This window comes from Burkholderia multivorans ATCC BAA-247, from assembly GCF_000959525.1.
Lineage (GTDB): Bacteria > Pseudomonadota > Gammaproteobacteria > Burkholderiales > Burkholderiaceae > Burkholderia > Burkholderia multivorans.
Genome location: NZ_CP009832.1, coordinates 3,167,485 through 3,184,432, shown reverse-complemented (window position 1 = coordinate 3,184,432; position 16,948 = coordinate 3,167,485). Strand labels below are relative to the sequence as shown.

Here is a 16,948-nt window from a genome sequence, read left to right as displayed (position 1 = left end):
GCCCGCGCCCGGACCTGTCGGTCGGGGTGGGGTGTCAGGCCTGGGACGCGGCGAGCTTCTGCTCGAGTTCCGCGACGCGCTTTTCGAGCTCCTCGAGACGCACGCGGGTGCGGGCGAGCACCTGGGCCTGCGTGTCGAATTCTTCGCGCGTGACGAGATCGAGCTTCGAGAAGCCTTGCGACAGCATGGCCTTCACGTTGCGCTCGACGTCCTTGGCCGGCGAGTTTTTCAGCAGGTCGCTGACGCGCGACTGCAGATCGTTGAAAACGTCGCTGGGTTGCTTCATGTGATTCCCCTTCCTTGCACAAAAAATGTGCATCTTCAGTTGCGTACGTGCCCATGATGCACGCATGACCGGAATTGGTGCGCCGGTGGCGCGGATTCCGGGCATGGCGCCCGCATGGGTGAAAGCTCCGGCGAGCCGGAACGTGCCTGCACTCTAGCAACGATCCTTTCACGGCGCCAGCAAAGCCGGCCGATGTTGGCCGTTCGGCCGGGCTTTGCGCGCCTTTCGCCGTCCGATACGACCCTCGTTTGAAACCGCCTGCGACGGCGTTCGCGTGCACATGGCATGCGAGTTGCTGAGGAGAACGCGCCAAGCATCCAAATCATTCGACGGGAAACCAGCGAGAGGACTTCATGAAACTCATTACCGCAATCATCAAGCCGTTCAAGCTCGATGAGACGCGCGAGGCGCTGTCGGCCCTCGGCGTCTCGGGCATCACGGTGACCGAGGTCAAGGGGTTCGGGCGCCAGAAGGGGCACACCGAGCTGTATCGCGGCGCCGAATACGTGGTCGATTTTCTGCCGAAGATGAAGATCGAGGCGGCCGTGTCCGACGATCTGGTCGACCAGGCCGTCGAGGCGATCGAGCGCGCGGCGCGCACCGGCAAGATCGGCGACGGGAAGATTTTCGTCACGCCGATCGAGCAGGTGATCCGGATTCGGACCGGGGAGACGGGCGCCGACGCGCTGTAACAAACAAGACGAGCGACAAGAGGAAACCTAAGATGCGCAAAGTTCTGATGTCCCTGCTGATGGCCGGTTCGCTGATCGCGGCCGGTGTCGGCCCCGCGCTCGCGGACGACGCGGCGTCCGCTGCGGCTGCGTCCGCGCCCGCCGCTTCGGCGCCCGACGCGTCGGCTGCCGCCGCACCCGCGGCCACGGCCTCCGCCGCGCCCGACGCGTCCGCCGCCGCAGCCGCGCCGGCTTCGGCCGCCGCTTCGGCTCCGGCCGATGCATCGGCCGCCGCCGCTCCCGCGGCGCCGAGCGCGCCGTTCTCGGTCGATTCGTCGAAGATCAGCGCGGGCGACACCGCGTGGATGCTGACCTCCACCGCACTCGTGCTGTTCATGACGATTCCCGGCCTCGCGCTGTTCTACGCGGGCATGGTGCGCAAGAAAAACGTGCTGGCGACCGTGATGCAGAGCTTCGCGATCACCGCGCTGATCACGGTGCTGTGGACCGTGATCGGCTACAGCCTCGCGTTCACGCCGGGCAACGGCTTCATCGGCGGCCTGTCGCGCGTGTTCCTGCACGGCATGAACTACATCAAGGGCGACAAGGCGACGACGCTGACCGTCAGCCACCTCGCGACGACGATTCCGGAATCGGTCTACTTCGTCTACCAGATGACCTTCGCGATCATCACGCCGGCGCTGATCTGCGGCGCGTTCGCCGACCGCATGAAGTTCTCGGCGATGCTCGTGTTCATGACGCTCTGGTCGCTGATCGTCTATGTGCCGATCGCGCACATGGTGTGGGAGCCGACCGGCTGGCTGTCGGCGGACGGCGTGCTCGACTTCGCGGGCGGCACCGTGGTGCACATCAACGCCGGTATCGCGGGCCTGATGTCGTGCCTCGTGCTCGGCAAGCGCGTCGGCTACGGCCGCGAATCGATGGCGCCGCACAACCTGGTGCTGACGATGATCGGCGGCTCGATGCTGTGGGTCGGCTGGTTCGGCTTCAACGCGGGCTCGGCGGTTGCCGCCGACGGCCGTGCCGGCTTCGCGATGCTGACGACGCAGGTCGCAACGGCTTGCGCGGCGCTCGGCTGGATGTTTGCCGAATGGATCGCGAAGGGTAAGCCTTCGGTGCTCGGCATCGTGTCGGGCGCGGTCGCGGGGCTCGTCGCGATCACGCCGGCCGCCGGCTTCGTCGGCGTCGCGGGTGCACTCGTGATCGGCATCGCCGCGGGCGTCGTCTGCTTCTGGTCGGCGACCTGGCTGAAGTCGAAGCTCGGCTACGACGATTCGCTCGACGCGTTCGGCGTGCACGGCGTGGGCGGGATTCTCGGCGCACTGCTGACGGGCGTGTTCGCGGTCAAGGACATCGGCGGCTTCGACGGCAGCCTGCTGCTGCAGGCGAAGGGCGTGCTGATCACGCTCGTCTACAGCGGCGTGCTGAGCTTCGTGCTGCTGAAGCTGATCGACCTGACGATCGGCCTGCGCGTGACCGAAGAGGAAGAGCGCGAGGGCCTCGACGTGATCCTGCACGGCGAACACGTCGAATAAGCGCACCCAATCCGGCGGGGCGCCGCGACGGCGGCCCGCCGCACACGATGAGCGCAGCGACTTCGGCCCGCCTTCCGGCGGGCTTTTTTTCTCCGCACGGTCGCGAACGGGACCGATAACCCTTCACGCTATCGGGTCAATAGCGACAAACTTTCTCCAAATCCTTGTGAAAGCGGGCGCAATCCCCAAATGGGCAAGGCAATTGCTCTACAATCTTCATTCTCCCGCTCGCGAGTGATTCATGGTTCCCCACCTCGTTACCGCGTTGAACGGTCCGCTGCTCGAGCTCGAGCAGAAGATCCTCGACGCGACGCCTGCGATCGAACGCTGGTTCAGGCTCGAATGGCAGGAACATACGCCGCCGTTCTATTGTTCGGTGGACCTGCGCAACGCCGGCTTCAAGCTGGCGCCCGTCGACGCGAACCTGTTCCCCGGCGCGTTCAACAATCTGCCGTCCGAAGTGCTGCCGCTTGCCGTGCAGGCGGCGATGGCCGCGATCGAGAAGATCTGCCCGGACGCGAAAAACCTGCTCGTGATTCCCGAGTTGCCGACGCGCAACGCCTTCTATCTGGAAAACGTCGCGCGGCTCGCGACCATCATGCGCCAGGCCGGCCTGAACGTGCGTTTCGGCTCGCTCGATCCGAGCATCACCGACATCACGCCGATCACGCTCGCCGACGGCCAGAAGATCGTGCTCGAACCGCTCGAGCGTTCGCAGCGCCGCCTCGGCCTGAAGAACTTCGATCCGTGCTCGATCCTGCTGAACAACGACCTGTCGGCCGGCATTCCGCCGGTGCTCGAAAACCTGCACGAGCAGTATCTGCTGCCGCCGCTGCATGCGGGCTGGGCCGTGCGCCGCAAGTCGACGCACTTCTCGTGCTACGACGACGTCGCGAAGAAGTTCGCGAAGATGGTCGGCGTCGATCCGTGGATGGTGAACCCGTATTTCGCGCACGTCGAAGGCGTCGACTGGCAGGCGCATGAAGGCGAGCAGGCGCTCGCCGACGCGATCGACGGCGTGCTGAAGAAGATCGCGCGCAAGTATCGCGAATACGGCATCAGCGAAAAGCCGTACGTCGTCGTGAAGGCCGATGCGGGCACCGCCGGGCGCGGCGTGATGACCGTGCACGATGCGGCCGAGATCGGCCGGATGTCGAAGGCCGAACGCGCGCAGATGGCCGAGTCGAAGGCCGGCCTCGCGGTGCGCGACGTGATCGTGCAGGAAGGCGTGTACACGTTCGAGCGCGTCGGCGACGAAGTCGCGGAGCCGGTCGTCTACATGATCGACCGCTACGTCGTCGGCGGCTTCTATCGCACGCACGGCGGCCGCGAGCGCGACCAGAACCTGAACGCACCGGGCATGCACTACGTGCCGCTCGGCTTCGAGCACACCGCGCTGCCCGATGCCGGGGCGAAGCCCGGCGCCGCGCCGCCGAATCGCTTCTACATGTACGGCGTCGTCGCGCGCCTGTCGCTGATCGCATCGTCGATCGAACTCGAAAAGACCGATCCCGAAGCCATTCAGGTGTAACCGGGCTTCGCTACGTACAGGACCCGCATGGACATTCTCTTTATCGCCGACCCGCTCGAGCGCTTCAAGATCTACAAGGATTCGACCTACGCGATGATGGCCGAGGCCGCGCGCCGCGGCCATGCGATCTACGCGTGCGAGCCGCGCGAGCTCGCCTGGACGGGCTCGGCGGTCGAGGCCGACGTGCGGCGCATCACGTTCGTCGGCGAACTGGACGATCTGCATCGCGAGACCTGGTACGAGGCGGGGCCCGTCGACGCGCGGCGCCTCGAGTCGTTCGGCGCGGTCCTGATGCGCAAGGATCCGCCGTTCGACATGGAATACGTGACGTCGACGTGGCTGCTCGAACTGGCCGAGCGCGCGGGCGCGCGCGTGTTCAACCGCGCGCAGTCGATCCGCGACCATTCGGAAAAGCTCGCGATCGGCGAGTTCCCGCAGTTCGTCGCGCCGACGCTCGTCACGCGCGACGCGAAACGGCTGCGCGCATTCCATGCGGAGCACGGCGACGTGATCCTGAAGCCGCTCGACGGGATGGGCGGCATGGGCGTGTTCCGCGTGAAGCCGGACGGCATGAACCTCGGTTCGATCATCGAGATGCTGAGCCACGACGGCACGCGCTCGGTGATGGCGCAGAAGTTCATTCCCGAGATCAAGGCCGGCGACAAGCGCATTCTGCTGATCGGCGGCGAGCCGGTGCCGTATTCGCTGGCGCGGATTCCGCAGGGCAGCGAGGTGCGCGGCAATCTCGCGGCCGGCGGCCTTGGCGTCGCGCAGCCGCTGACGCCGCGCGACCGCGAGATCGCCGAGACGCTGGGCCCGGTGCTCGCCTCGCGCGGGCTGCTGCTGGTCGGCCTCGACGCGATCGGCGACTGGCTCACGGAGGTGAACGTGACGAGCCCGACATGCTTTCGCGAAATCATGGAGCAGACGGGCTTCGACGTTGCCGCGATGTTCATCGACGCGCTGGAGCGGGCGGCCGCGTAGGCGCCCGCCGCATCACACCGGCGGCGGCCGCGCAGGCCCGCCGCCGCCGGATCGGCATGACCGGCCTGCTACAATGCCCGCTCGTCCGGCGCCGCGATCGGCGCGCCGAAGGCCCGGCGGTCGGGCCGACACTGTTGCAAGGCTGAACATGAAACGATCCCCTCATTCGCTACGCCCGCTGCCCCGCCGCGGGCTGTCGGCCCGCCAGGGGCGGCCGGGAGCGGTCTGACATGGCCGGGATTCTGATCATCGCGCACGCCCCGCTCGCCACCGCGCTGCGGGACTGCATTGCGCACATCTACGGCGGCGTGCCCGCCCGCATCGGCTGCATCGACGTGCAGGCGGACAGCGATCCCGCCCAGGTGATGGCGTTCGCGCATGCGGAGCTTGCGCGCCTGAAGGAAGAGAACGGCGCGGTCGTGCTGACCGACATGTACGGCGCGACGCCGGCCAACATCGCGGGCCAGCTCGCGAAGATCGCCGACGTGCGCGTGCTCGCGGGCGTGAACCTGCCGATGCTGGTGCGCGCCGTATGCTATCGGACGATGCCGCTCGACAAGCTCGTCGACAAGGCGCTGTCCGGCGGCGCGAAGGGCGTGCACGAGGTGGCGGCCGGCACGCCGCCGCCGCCGTCGGAAGTCGGTTGCGGGCAGTGCGCGCCGATTCCGCCGGAGCCGCAGCCGCGCACCGAATCGCACTGACCGTTATCCGCTTTCGTTTTAGACCGTGCAGCCGGCGCGCGCCGCCGGCGGCCTCGACCGACCCGACCGATCATCATGCTTCAACAAGAAACCACCATCGTCAACAAACTGGGGCTCCATGCACGCGCATCGGCCAAGCTCACGCAACTGGCCGGCAATTTCCAGTCGGAAGTCTGGATGTCGCGCAACGGGCGCAAGATCAATGCGAAGAGCATCATGGGCGTGATGATGCTCGCGGCGGGCATCGGCAGCACGATCACGATCGAGACCGACGGCCCCGACGAGAAGGAAGCGATGGATGCGCTGCTGAAGCTGATCGCCGACAAGTTCGGCGAAGGTCAGTAAACCGACGCACGGAATCGTTGCCGATTCCAGTCAGAATGCCGCGGATTCCGCGGCTTTTTTTTCGCCGGCAGCATTGATGCGAAACGCGCAATGCTGCGCTGCATGCAGTCAGCGGACACGCGCGGAATTTATAATCGCTATCCGGGGTCATAAGCGCATCGCAGCAGTGTGCCGCGGCTTTTCATGTACAGAGGAGGTGCGCGTGTCCTTCACGCTGCATGGCATTCCCGTCTCACGTGGTATCGCGATCGGGCGAGCGTATCTGATCGCGCCGGCGGCGCTCGACGCCGTGCATCGCGAGCTCGAAGCACTGCGCGCCGACCTGACCGACGACACGCCGTCCGAAGTCGGCGCATTCATCGACGTGCACGCGATGATCCTCGGCGACGCGATGCTCGTCCAGGAAACGATCGACCTGATCCGCACGCGCCGCTACAACGTCGAATGGGCGTTGACCGAACAGCTCGATCTGCTCACGCGCCACTTCGACGACATCGAAGACGAATATCTGCGCGAGCGCAAGGCCGACATCGAGCAGGTCGTCGAGCGCGTGCTGAAGGCGCTCGCGGGCGCACCGTCGGCCGCCCAGGCGCTCGACGGCGCGGCGGCGAACGGCACGAGCGAGATGATCGTCGTCGCGCACGACATCGCGCCGGCCGACATGATGCAGTTCAAGACACAGTCGTTCCAGGCGTTCGTCACCGATCTCGGCGGCCGCACGTCGCATACGGCGATCGTCGCGCGCAGCCTCGGCATTCCGGCCGCGGTCGGCGTGCAGCATGCGAGCGCGCTGATCCGTCAGGACGATCTCATCATCGTCGACGGCGATCAGGGCATCGTGATCGTCGATCCGGCGCCGATCGTGCTCGAGGAATATTCGTACCGGCAGTCGGAGAAGCTGCTCGAGCAGCGCAAGCTGCAGCGCCTGAAGTTCTCGCCGACGCAGACCTTGTGCGGCACGCCGATCGCGCTGTACGCGAACATCGAGCTGCCCGACGACGCGAAGGCGGCGGTCGATGCGGGCGCGGTCGGCGTCGGGCTGTTTCGCTCCGAATTCCTGTTCATGCATCAGAAGGAGATGCCGGAAGAGGAGGAGCAGTTCGCCGCGTACAAGCGTGCGGTCGAGTGGATGAAGGGCATGCCCGTCACGATCCGCACGATCGACGTCGGCGCGGACAAGCCGCTCGAAGCGCTCGACGAAGGCTACGAAACCGCGCCGAACCCGGCGCTCGGGCTGCGCGCGATTCGCTGGAGCCTGTCCGAGCCGCAGATGTTCCTCACGCAGTTGCGCGCGATCCTGCGCGCGTCGGCGTTCGGTCAGGTGAAGATCCTGATCCCGATGCTCGCGCATGCGCAGGAGATCGACCAGACGCTCGACCTGATTCGCGAAGCGAAGCGCCAGCTCGACGACGCGGGGCTCGCGTACGATCCGAACGTGCGCGTCGGCGCGATGATCGAAATTCCGGCCGCCGCGATCGCGCTGCCGCTGTTTCTGAAGCGCTTCGATTTCCTGTCGATCGGCACGAACGACCTGATCCAGTACACGCTCGCGATCGACCGCGCCGACAACGCGGTCGCGCATCTGTACGACCCGCTGCATCCGGCCGTGCTGCACCTGATCGCCTATACGCTGCGCGAAGCGAAGCGCGCGGGCGTGCCGGTGTCGGTATGCGGCGAAATGGCTGGCGATCCGGCGCTCACGCGGCTGTTGCTCGGCATGGGGCTCACCGAATTCTCGATGCATCCGAGCCAGTTGCTCGTCGTGAAGCAGGAGATCCTGCGCGCGCATCTGAAGTCGCTCGAAAAGCCGACGGCGGACGTGCTCGCCGCATTCGAGCCCGAGGAAGTGCAGGCGGCGTTGAAGCGCCTCGCAGTCGCCGAACCGCGCGCGGACGCCGCCGCATAGTCGTCGGCGGCTAGTCCTCGACGATCATGACGATCGTTGTGCACATGCGCGTCAGTGCCGCTTGCCGCACACCGGGCAGTCGGGCTGGCGCGCGATCTTCATCGTCGTCCATTCCATGCGCAGCGAATCGAGCATCATCAGCCGGCCGTTCAGCGTCGTGCCGATCGCGCCGATCACGCGCAGCGCTTCGGCGGCCTGCATCGCGCCGATGATGCCGACCGTCGGCGCGAACACGCCCATCGTCGCGCACGCGACTTCCTCGAACGGCTGATCCTCCGGAAACACGCACGCGTAGCAGGGCGCGGCCGCGTCGCGGAAGTCGAACGTGCTGATCTGCCCGTCGAAGCGCAGCGCGGCGCCCGATACGAGCGGCACGCCGTGCGCGACGCAGGCGCGGTTGATCGCATGGCGCGTCGCGAAGTTGTCGGTGCAGTCGAGCACGACCGTCGCGCTCGGCACACGCGCGTCGAGCCATGCGTCGTCGACGCGCTGGGCGACCGCCTGCACGACGACGTCCGGGTTCAGCTGCGCGAGCGTGTCGCGTCCCGATTCGACCTTGCTGCGGCCCACCGACGCGGTGGCGTGCAGGATCTGCCGCTGCAGGTTCGTCAGGTCGACCGTGTCGGCGTCGACGAGCGTGATCGTGCCGACGCCCGACGCCGCCAGATACATCGCCGCCGGCGAGCCGAGGCCGCCGGCGCCCACGACGATCGCATGCGCGTCGAGAAAGCGCTGCTGCGCCTCGATGCCGATTTCGTCGACGAGGATGTGGCGGGAATAGCGAAGGAGTTGATCGTCGTTCATGGTGTGTCGTCAGCGATGCCGCCGCGCGAGCGGGCGCGGGCGTACCGGTCTATTCTAGGCGCGCATGAAAAACGGGCCATCGCGGTCTTCCCGCGATGGCCCGTCCGATGTCGGCCGACGCTTACTGCGGCGCGGACGCGGGCTTCGGTGCGGCGGCCGGCTTCGCGGCGGCGCCCGATGCCTTGGCTGCCGCAGCCGGCTTGCCTGCCGGGTTCTTCGTGCTCTCGGCGAGCAGCGACTTCGACTCCTGGACCGGCTTGCCTTCGAGCTTGTTGAGCGCCTGCTGCATCATGAAGTCGTCGGCGCTGCCGAACTCGATCGGCTTGCGATCGCGATCCTTCTGGCGCTGCTCCGGCGTCTTCTTGTCGTTCTGCTCCTCGAGGATGCGCAGCTGATCCATCCGGCGCTGCTCGCGCTCTTCCTGTTCCTTCTTCTCGTTCGGATCCTGCGTGTTCGCGAGGTGGTTCGTATAGTCGACTTCGCGCGTGACGAGCACGTCGTCCGGATCGCCGTCCGCGTACTGGTCGACCGGCAGATCGGGCGTGATGCCCTTGTTCTGGATCGAACGGCCGCTCGGCGTGTAGTAGTACGCGGTGGTCAGGCGCAGCGCGGTGTCGGCCGTCATCGGACGGACCGTCTGCACCGAACCCTTGCCGAACGTCGTCTTGCCCATGATCAGCGCGCGCTTCGAATCCTGCAGCGCGCCGGCGACGATTTCCGACGCGGATGCCGAATACGCGTTCGTCAGCACGACCATCGGCACCGTCTTGAAGATCGGCGGCAGGCCCTTCAGCGGATCGCCGTCGAAGGACGGCAGCCGGTAGTTGTCGTAGGTGTCGCGATAGACCTGCTTCGAATCCGGAATCTGGCCGTTGGTCGACACGACGACGGAGTCGGGCGGCAGGAACGCGCCGGCGACGCCGACCGCGCTCTGCAGCAGGCCGCCGCCGTTGTTGCGCAGGTCGAGGATCAGGCCCTTCAGGTTCGGCTGCTGGCGCGCGATGTCCTGCAGCTTCGCGGCGAGATCGGGCGTCGTGCGCTCCTGGAAGCTCGTGATGCGGATGTACGCGTAACCCGGATCGAGCATCTTCATCTTGACGCTCTGAACCTTGATGATCGCGCGCGTGACCGTGACCGGGAACGTGCGGTCGTCGCTCTTGCGGAAGATCGTGAGCGTGACCTTCGTGCCCGGCTCGCCGCGCATCTGCTTGACGGCCTTGTCGAGCGTCATGCCGCGTACCGGCTTGTCGTTGATGCGCGTGATCAGGTCGCCCGGACGGATGCCGGCGCGGAATGCAGGCGTGTCTTCGATCGGCGAGATCACCTTGACGAGCCCGTCTTCCTGCGAGATCTCGATGCCGAGACCGGCGAAGCGGCCCTTCGTCTGCTCCTGCAGCTCGTCATAGTCGGTCTTGTCGAGGAACGACGAATGCGGGTCGAGGCTCGACACCATGCCCTTGATCGCCGCCGTCAGCAGCTTCTTGTCGTCGACCGGCTCGACGTACTCGCGCTTGATCTGGCCGAAGACTTCCGCGAACAGGCGGAGCTGGTCGAGGGGAAGCGGCGCCGTGACGGTCTGCTCGGCCGATGCGGAAATCTGCAGCGTGGCGAACACGCCAGTGGCGAGGCCCGCGGCAATCAGGCCGATGTTCTTCAATTTGATTCGCATAGAGAGTCTGGTGCGGTCGGGAAGCGCGTGGCGGTAGCGGGGATGTAGCGGACAAGTATAACTGTTCGTCCGACAGGTCAGGGGGAACGGCGCGAAACGGGCCGCGGCTCGGACGGCTGGCCGGGCCGCTCGCGCCGGCCGCGCGCACGGGCAGCGCGCGCGACGGCTTCGAAAGCGGATTCGACAGCGCGCGGCCCGCGAAGGTTCGCGCGGCCGTGACACGCCGCGCCGGGGAGGCCGGCGCGACGCGCCGGGCGTCAGCCCGCCTTGCCCTGCTTCGCGACCGCGGCTTGCGCCTTCGCGATCGCTTCCTGGTCGCCGAGGTAATAGTGCTTGATCGGCTTCAGGTTCTCGTCGAGTTCGTAGACGAGCGGCACGCCGTTCGGGATGTTCAGGCCGACGATGTCGCTGTCCGAGATGCCGTCGAGGTATTTGATGAGCGCGCGCAGCGAGTTGCCGTGCGCGGCGATCAGCACCTGCTTGCCCGCACGGATCGCCGGCGCGATCGACTCGTTCCAGAGCGGCAGCACGCGGGCGACCGTGTCCTTGAGGCACTCGGTGAGCGGCAGCTGCTCGCGCGGCACCTTCGCGTAGCGCGGATCGTTGTACGGCGCGCGCTCGTCGGTCGGTTCGAGCGCGGGCGGCGGCGTGTCGTAGCTGCGGCGCCAGACGAGCACTTGGTCGTCGCCGAACTTCGCGGCCGTTTCGGCCTTGTTCAGGCCCGACAGCGCACCGTAGTGGCGCTCGTTCAGCCGCCACGAATGGACGACCGGCAGATACATGAGATCCATCCGGTCCTGCACGTGCCACAGCGTGCGGATCGCGCGCTTGAGCACCGACGTATACGCGATGTCGAACGTGTAGCCGGCTTCCTTGAGCAGTTCGCCGGCCTGATAGGCCTCGTTGCGACCCTGTTCGGTGAGGTCGACGTCGACCCAGCCGGTGAAGCGGTTTTCCTTGTTCCACGTCGATTCGCCGTGGCGGATGAGAACGAGTTTGTACATGGATCTTGCGGTCGGTAGTGAAGGAAGCGGTGCGCGTCGCGCGGGGCCCGCAGCCGGGTCCGCCATCGCGCAAGACGGTTATTTTATAATGGCGGGATTGCCCTTTTCCGATTTCTCTTTTTTCGGCGGAATTCCGTGACGTTCTTTACCGATTACACGAACCTGGCCCTCATCGCGATCCTGCTCGTCTCGGGCGGCCTGCTCGCGTGGCCCGCGCTGCGCCGCGGCCGCGGCGGGGTGTCGGCTGCCGAGGCGACGCAGCTCATCAACCGCCGCAACGCGGTCGTGATCGACCTGCGCGCGCCGGCCGAATTCGCGGCGGGCCACCTGCCGTCCGCGCGCCAGGTCGCGGCCGGCGAGCTCGGCGCGAAAATTGCGCAAGTGGCGAAGAACAAGAGCACGCCGGTGCTGCTCGTCTGCCAGAACGGCCAGCAGTCGCAGAAGGCCGCGCGCGAAGTGCAGGCGGCGGGCTACGCCGAAGTGCATGTGCTCGACGGCGGCGTCGCCGCCTGGCAGCAGGCCGGCATGCCGGTCGTCAAACAAGGAGTGGCGAAGTGAACAAGGTTCTGATGTACAGCACGCAAGTGTGTCCGTATTGCATGCAGGCCGAGCGCCTGCTGAAACTGCGCGGCGTCGAGCAGATCGAGAAGGTGCTGATCGACCGCGATCCGGCGCGCCGCGAGGAAATGATGGCCCGCACGGGACGCCGCACGGTGCCGCAGATCTACATCGGCGAGACGCATGTCGGCGGTTACGACGATCTGTCGAAGCTCGACCGCGAAGGCGGCCTCGTGCCGCTTCTGCAAGCGGCCTGATTAGGGCAGAATGGCCGCCGGCTGCGCCGCGGCCCGCGCAGGATCCATCCGGGGCTGCCGGCATGCGCCGTGCGGCCCGTTACCACTTTTAGGGAAACACCATGTCCGACGTCGAAAACCAACCGTTCTTCAATATCCAGCGCGTCTACCTGAAGGATATGTCGCTCGAGCAGCCGAATTCGCCGGCGATCTTCCTCGAGCAGGACATGCCGTCCGTCGAAGTCGAAGTCGACGTGAAGGCCGAGCGCCTGGCGGAGAGCGTGTTCGAAGTCGTCGTGTCGGGTACCGTCACCGCGAAGGTGAAGGACAAGGTCGCGTTCCTGATCGAAGCGAAGCAGGCCGGCATTTTCGACATTCGCAACATCCCGGACGAACAGCTCGATCCGCTCGTCGGCATCGCCTGCCCGACGATCCTGTTCCCGTATCTGCGTTCGAACATCGCCGACGCGATCACGCGTGCGGGCTTCCCGCCGATCCATCTCGCGGAGATCAACTTCCAGGCGCTGTACGAGCAGCGTCTCGCCCAGCTTCAGCAGCAGCAGGCCGGCGCCGCAGGCGCACCGAACGGCACCGCGCTGAACTGACACGCCACGACCGACCGGTGCTGGGTATGAAAGTAGCCGTCCTCGGCGCCGGCGCCTGGGGCACCGCGCTCGCGGGCCATCTGGCCGCGCGGCACGACACGCTTCTCTGGGCGCGCGACGCCGCGCTGATCGCCGGGCTGCAGGCCCGGCACGAAAATTCACGCTATCTGGACGGCATCGCGCTGCCCGACGCGCTGCGCTACGACGCCGATCTCGGCGCCGCGCTCGCGCACGGCGCCGCGGACGACGCGCTATGCGTGATCGCCGCGCCGGTCGCGGGGCTGCGCACGCTGTGCCGCGCGATGCGCGATGCCGGCTGCGTGCCGGCGCACATCGTGTGGGTGTGCAAGGGCTTCGAGGCCGACACGCATCTGCTGCCGCATCAGGTGATCGCGGCCGAACTGCCCGAGCAGCTCAGCAACGGCGTGCTGTCGGGGCCGAGCTTCGCGCGCGAGGTCGGGCAGGGGCTGCCGGTCGCGCTGACGGTCGCGAGTGCGTCGGCCGCGTGTCGCGACCGCACGCTGGCCGCGTTCCACCACGGCGCGATGCGCATCTATACAGGCGACGACGTGATCGGTGTCGAGGTCGGCGGCGCGGTGAAGAACGTGCTTGCGATCGCGACCGGCATCGCGGACGGCCTCGGTCTCGGGCTGAACGCGCGCGCGGCGCTGATCACGCGCGGCCTCGCCGAAATGTCGCGGCTCGGCGCGGCGCTCGGCGGGCGCACCGAAACCTTCACGGGCCTCACGGGGCTCGGCGACCTGATCCTGACCGCGACCGGCGACCTGTCGCGCAACCGCACGGTCGGCCTGCAGCTGGCCGCCGGGCGCTCGCTGAACGACATCCTCGGCGCACTCGGCCACGTTGCCGAAGGCGTACGCTGCGCGCAGGCCGTGCTCGCGCTCGCGCGTGCGCAGTCGATCGAAATGCCGATCACCGAAGCCGTGTGCGGTGTGCTGTTCGACGGCGTCGCGCCGCGCGACGCGGTCAGCGGGCTGCTGCGGCGGGACGCGCGCGCCGAGTAAGGCTACGGCGCAACGCACGCCGTGCGCATTCGCACGGGGCGTGCGAATGCGCACTACGCTTGAACCGTCTCCGGCGTTTTCGGGAGGGTGTCATGCTGCAGATCGGTTCCACCACGCTCGACGCGCAATGCGTCGACATCACGACGCTCGAGGTCGACGCGATCGTCAATGCCGCGAACGGCTCGCTGCTCGGTGGCGGCGGCGTCGACGGCGCCATCCATCGGGCGGCCGGCCCGGGCCTGCTCGCCGAATGCCGCACGCTCGGCGGCTGCGATACCGGCGATGCGAAACTCACGCGCGGACATCGGCTGCCGGCGCGCTACGTGATCCACGCGGTCGGGCCCGTATGGCACGGCGGCGATCGCGGCGAGCCGCGTCTGCTCGCATCGTGCTACCGGCGCGCGATCGAGCTGGCCGACGAAGCGGGTGCCGTGTCGATCGCGTTTCCGGCGATCAGCTGCGGCATCTACCGCTATCCGGCGGACCGCGCGGTCGACATCGCGGTCGGCACGGTCGTCGAGATGCTGCCGCAGGCGCCCGGCATCACGCGTGTGATATTCGCGTGCTTTTCTCCCGACATTTACGACCTGTATCGCGCACGGCTCGCACGCGCGTAACGGCGCCCGCGCGCGTGCCGCGTCATGCGCCGCCTTCGAAGCCGGCCTGGCGCCAAGCTTCGAACACGACCACGGCGACCGTATTCGACAGGTTCATGCTGCGGTTGCCCGGCCGCATCGGCAGCCGCACGCGCTGCTCGGCGGGGAAGCGCTCGAGCAGCTCGGCCGGCAGCCCGCGCGTTTCCGAACCGAACACGAACCAGTCGCCCGGCAGGAATGCGCGATCGTGGAAGCGGCTCGAGCCGCGCGTCGTGAACGCGAAGATCCGCGCGGGAGCCGGCGATTCGGCCGCGACGAACGCGTCCCAGTCGCGGTGTACGCGCATCTGCGCGTATTCGTGATAGTCGAGCCCCGCGCGGCGCATTTTCGCGTCGTCGAGCGGGAAGCCGAGCGGCTCGATCAGATGCAGGCGCGCGCCCGTATTGGCGCACAGACGGATCACGTTGCCGGTGTTCGGCGGAATTTCGGGAGCGACGAGGACGACGTTGAACATGTTCGGGTTCGGCTGTGCCGTACGGCCTGGGCGCGCACGCCCGCGCCGTACGGCCGGTTCATCACGGGCCGCCCGCGCGTGAGGCGGGCGGCATTCGTATCTGCAATCCAATCAATCTCGCGCCGTGCGCAACGCGACCAGATTCGTCACGCGCGCGGCGCCCGCGGCCTTCAGCGCGTGGGCGCTCGCCGCGAGCGTCGCGCCGGATGTCATCACGTCGTCGACGAGCGCGACGTGGCGGCCCGCGACATCGCCGCAGACCGCGAACGCGGCGGCGACATTGTCGCGCCGCGCGCGCCGGTCGAGCCGCGACTGCGGCGCGGTGTCGGCCACACGCACGAGCAGCGCGGCGTCGGCGCGCACGCCGAGCCGCCGCGCGAGCGGCCGCGCGATCGCCCAGGCCTGGTTGTAGCCGCGCCGCACGAGCCGGCTGCGCGACAGCGGCACCGGCGCGACGACGTCGATCGTGCCGGCGCCGGGCGTGTCGTCGATCAGCCGCGCGAGCCGCGCCGCGAATTCCGTGCCGAGCGCGAGCCGCGCATGGAACTTCAGATCGCGCGCGAGTCGGTCGAGCGGCGGCCGATAGTCGGCGAGCGCGAGCGTCGCATCGAACGGCGGCGCGGCATTGCGGCACGCGTCGCACCGATACGCGTGCGCGCCGCGCGAACGCGGCCGTCCGGCACCGAGCGGCATCGCGCAGACGGCGCAGCGCAGCCGCGCTTCGTTCCAGTACGCGGCGTCGCAGGCGACGCATATCACGGCATGTGACAAATTGCCGCACAGCGCGCAGCGGTTCGGCAGCGCCGCCGCGGCGATGCGCGCGGCGAGCTGACCGGCCTGCGACAAAACGACGCGCAGCGGATGCGGAACGGAACGGCGGACCATCGCGAACACTCCTTGCGGCCCGGCTTCGCTGAAGCGTGCAGGGCGAGCGAGTATACTTCGGGCTCTTCGCCAGTGTGCCCGACATGTCCCCAGCTTCGACTCCAACCGGCCGTCCGGCCAATGACGCACGGCGCCTGCGGCGGATCTTCGACCGCCGTGCCGCCGCGTTCGACGCGGTCGCGTTCCTGCCGCGCGAGATCGCGCAGCGCATGTGCGAACGCCTCGAATACATCAAGGTGAATCCGACGGCCGTGCTCGACGCGGGCTGCGGCGCGGGCGACGACCTGCCGGCGCTGCGCGCGCGGTTCCCCGAGGCGCCGGTGTTCGGCGTCGACCTGTCGCACGCGATGCTCGCGCGCGCCGCGCAGCGCGAGCTCGAGCAGACGAGCTGGCGCCGCTGGCTGCCTGCATCGCTCGGCCGGGCGCTCGGACAGCGCGGGCCGCGCGTCGCGCAGGCCGATTTCTCGGCGCTGCCGTTCGCGGACGGCGGATTCGAGCTGGTCTGGTCGAATCTCGCGCTCCACTGGCATTCGCGTCCCGACACGGTGTTCCCCGAATGGCAGCGCGTGCTGCGCGTGAACGGCCTGCTGATGTTCAGCATGCTCGGCCCCGACACGCTGCGCGAACTGCGTGCCGCCTGCGCGGAGGCGGAAGCGGCGCTCGGCATCGCGCCGCCGGCCGCACGCGTGATCGATTTCGTCGACATGCACGATCTCGGCGACATGCTCGTCGAAAGCGGCTTCGAGATCCCGGTGATGGACCAGGAAGTGCTGACCGTCACGTACAAGTCTGCCGAATCGCTGCTCGCCGACGTGCGCCGCTGGGGCGCGTATCCGTTTGCGCGCACGGCGCCGCTGCACGCGTCGCGGCGCTTTCGCGACGCGCTCGCGAACGCGCTGGAAGCGCGCCGCCGCGCGGACGGCACGATCCCGCTGACGTTCGAAGTGATCTACGGCCACGCCTGGAAGGCGGTGCCGCGCACGACGCCGGAAGGGCACGGGATCGTGCGTATCGAAGACATCGGAAAGGGGCGTCCGAAGAATCGGTAAGGCGGTAAAGAGGGGTTTTGTTA

19 protein-coding genes are annotated in these 16,948 nt (G+C 67.8%); 13 read left to right on the top strand and 6 right to left on the bottom strand.

What is annotated here, in order from left to right; genetic code table 11:
- Window positions 1–34: 34 nt before the first annotated feature.
- Window positions 35–286 carry an accessory factor UbiK family protein gene (locus NP80_RS27275; RefSeq protein ID WP_006398174.1) on the bottom strand — a complete coding sequence of 84 codons (252 nt, stop codon included), beginning with the start codon at window positions 284–286 and terminating at the stop codon, window positions 35–37.
- A gap of 353 nt (window positions 287–639) precedes the next feature.
- On the opposite strand from NP80_RS27275, the gene NP80_RS27270 reads away from it, so the two are divergent.
- The 7 genes from NP80_RS27270 (at window position 640) to ptsP (ending at window position 7,980) form a co-directional block, all read left to right on the top strand.
- A complete protein-coding gene (locus NP80_RS27270) occupies window positions 640–978 on the top strand; it encodes a P-II family nitrogen regulator (protein ID WP_006398175.1) in 339 nt (112 codons plus the stop codon).
- 32 nt (window positions 979–1,010) lie between these two features.
- Window positions 1,011–2,513 carry an ammonium transporter gene (locus NP80_RS27265; RefSeq protein ID WP_006408625.1) on the top strand — a complete coding sequence of 501 codons (1,503 nt, stop codon included), beginning with the start codon at window positions 1,011–1,013 and terminating at the stop codon, window positions 2,511–2,513.
- A gap of 241 nt (window positions 2,514–2,754) precedes the next feature.
- Complete coding sequence (gene gshA / locus NP80_RS27260) at window positions 2,755–4,044, top strand: glutamate--cysteine ligase (RefSeq protein WP_006411335.1); 1,290 nt, start codon at window positions 2,755–2,757, stop codon at window positions 4,042–4,044.
- A gap of 27 nt (window positions 4,045–4,071) precedes the next feature.
- Entirely contained in the window at window positions 4,072–5,028 is a 957-nt protein-coding gene (gene gshB, locus NP80_RS27255; RefSeq protein WP_006407043.1) for a glutathione synthase, read from the top strand.
- Between the two features lie 230 nt (window positions 5,029–5,258).
- A complete protein-coding gene (locus NP80_RS27250) occupies window positions 5,259–5,729 on the top strand; it encodes a PTS sugar transporter subunit IIA (RefSeq protein ID WP_006398180.1) in 471 nt (156 codons plus the stop codon).
- 75 nt (window positions 5,730–5,804) lie between these two features.
- A complete protein-coding gene (locus NP80_RS27245; protein ID WP_006398181.1) occupies window positions 5,805–6,074 on the top strand; it encodes an HPr family phosphocarrier protein in 270 nt (89 codons plus the stop codon).
- A 202-nt stretch (window positions 6,075–6,276) separates the two neighbouring features.
- Window positions 6,277–7,980 (top strand): phosphoenolpyruvate--protein phosphotransferase, encoded by a 1,704-nt coding sequence (gene ptsP / locus NP80_RS27240; protein WP_006411339.1) that lies wholly within the window; start codon window positions 6,277–6,279, stop codon window positions 7,978–7,980.
- A gap of 51 nt (window positions 7,981–8,031) precedes the next feature.
- Here ptsP and NP80_RS27235 read toward each other — a convergent pair whose 3' ends face one another.
- The 3 genes from NP80_RS27235 to gpmA form a co-directional block, all read right to left on the bottom strand.
- Entirely contained in the window at window positions 8,032–8,784 is a 753-nt protein-coding gene (locus NP80_RS27235) for a HesA/MoeB/ThiF family protein (RefSeq protein WP_006411336.1), read from the bottom strand.
- A 121-nt stretch (window positions 8,785–8,905) separates the two neighbouring features.
- Complete coding sequence (locus tag NP80_RS27230) at window positions 8,906–10,453, bottom strand: S41 family peptidase (RefSeq protein WP_006411337.1); 1,548 nt, start codon at window positions 10,451–10,453, stop codon at window positions 8,906–8,908.
- A gap of 257 nt (window positions 10,454–10,710) precedes the next feature.
- Complete coding sequence (gpmA, locus tag NP80_RS27225; protein WP_006398185.1) at window positions 10,711–11,457, bottom strand: 2,3-diphosphoglycerate-dependent phosphoglycerate mutase; 747 nt, start codon at window positions 11,455–11,457, stop codon at window positions 10,711–10,713.
- A gap of 135 nt (window positions 11,458–11,592) precedes the next feature.
- Between gpmA and NP80_RS27220 the strand changes: the two genes are divergently transcribed.
- The 5 genes from NP80_RS27220 to NP80_RS27200 all read left to right on the top strand — a co-directional run bounded on the left by NP80_RS27220 (window position 11,593) and on the right by NP80_RS27200 (window position 14,498).
- Window positions 11,593–12,015, top strand: coding sequence for a rhodanese-like domain-containing protein (locus NP80_RS27220; protein WP_006398187.1), 423 nt, complete (start codon window positions 11,593–11,595; stop codon window positions 12,013–12,015).
- Window positions 12,012–12,272 carry a glutaredoxin 3 gene (gene grxC, locus NP80_RS27215; RefSeq protein ID WP_006398188.1) on the top strand — a complete coding sequence of 87 codons (261 nt, stop codon included), beginning with the start codon at window positions 12,012–12,014 and terminating at the stop codon, window positions 12,270–12,272. Before NP80_RS27220 ends, grxC begins: the two co-directional genes overlap by 4 nt.
- 101 nt (window positions 12,273–12,373) lie before the next feature.
- On the top strand, window positions 12,374–12,856 hold the full coding sequence (gene secB / locus NP80_RS27210) for a protein-export chaperone SecB (RefSeq protein WP_006398189.1): 483 nt from the start codon (window positions 12,374–12,376) through the stop codon (window positions 12,854–12,856).
- 26 nt (window positions 12,857–12,882) lie between these two features.
- On the top strand, window positions 12,883–13,881 hold the full coding sequence (locus NP80_RS27205; protein ID WP_006407039.1) for an NAD(P)H-dependent glycerol-3-phosphate dehydrogenase: 999 nt from the start codon (window positions 12,883–12,885) through the stop codon (window positions 13,879–13,881).
- Between the two features lie 92 nt (window positions 13,882–13,973).
- Window positions 13,974–14,498 carry an O-acetyl-ADP-ribose deacetylase gene (locus tag NP80_RS27200; protein ID WP_006407038.1) on the top strand — a complete coding sequence of 175 codons (525 nt, stop codon included), beginning with the start codon at window positions 13,974–13,976 and terminating at the stop codon, window positions 14,496–14,498.
- A 22-nt stretch (window positions 14,499–14,520) separates the two neighbouring features.
- On the opposite strand, the gene trmL is transcribed toward NP80_RS27200, so the two are convergent.
- Both trmL and NP80_RS27190 read right to left on the bottom strand, forming a co-directional pair.
- Window positions 14,521–14,991, bottom strand: coding sequence for a tRNA (uridine(34)/cytosine(34)/5-carboxymethylaminomethyluridine(34)-2'-O)-methyltransferase TrmL (gene trmL / locus NP80_RS27195; protein WP_006410722.1), 471 nt, complete (start codon window positions 14,989–14,991; stop codon window positions 14,521–14,523).
- 111 nt (window positions 14,992–15,102) lie between these two features.
- Window positions 15,103–15,876 carry a ComF family protein gene (locus NP80_RS27190; protein WP_045594271.1) on the bottom strand — a complete coding sequence of 258 codons (774 nt, stop codon included), beginning with the start codon at window positions 15,874–15,876 and terminating at the stop codon, window positions 15,103–15,105.
- 83 nt (window positions 15,877–15,959) lie between these two features.
- Between NP80_RS27190 and NP80_RS27185 the strand changes: the two genes are divergently transcribed.
- Complete coding sequence (locus NP80_RS27185; protein WP_035947494.1) at window positions 15,960–16,925, top strand: methyltransferase domain-containing protein; 966 nt, start codon at window positions 15,960–15,962, stop codon at window positions 16,923–16,925.
- Window positions 16,926–16,948 lie beyond the last annotated feature (23 nt).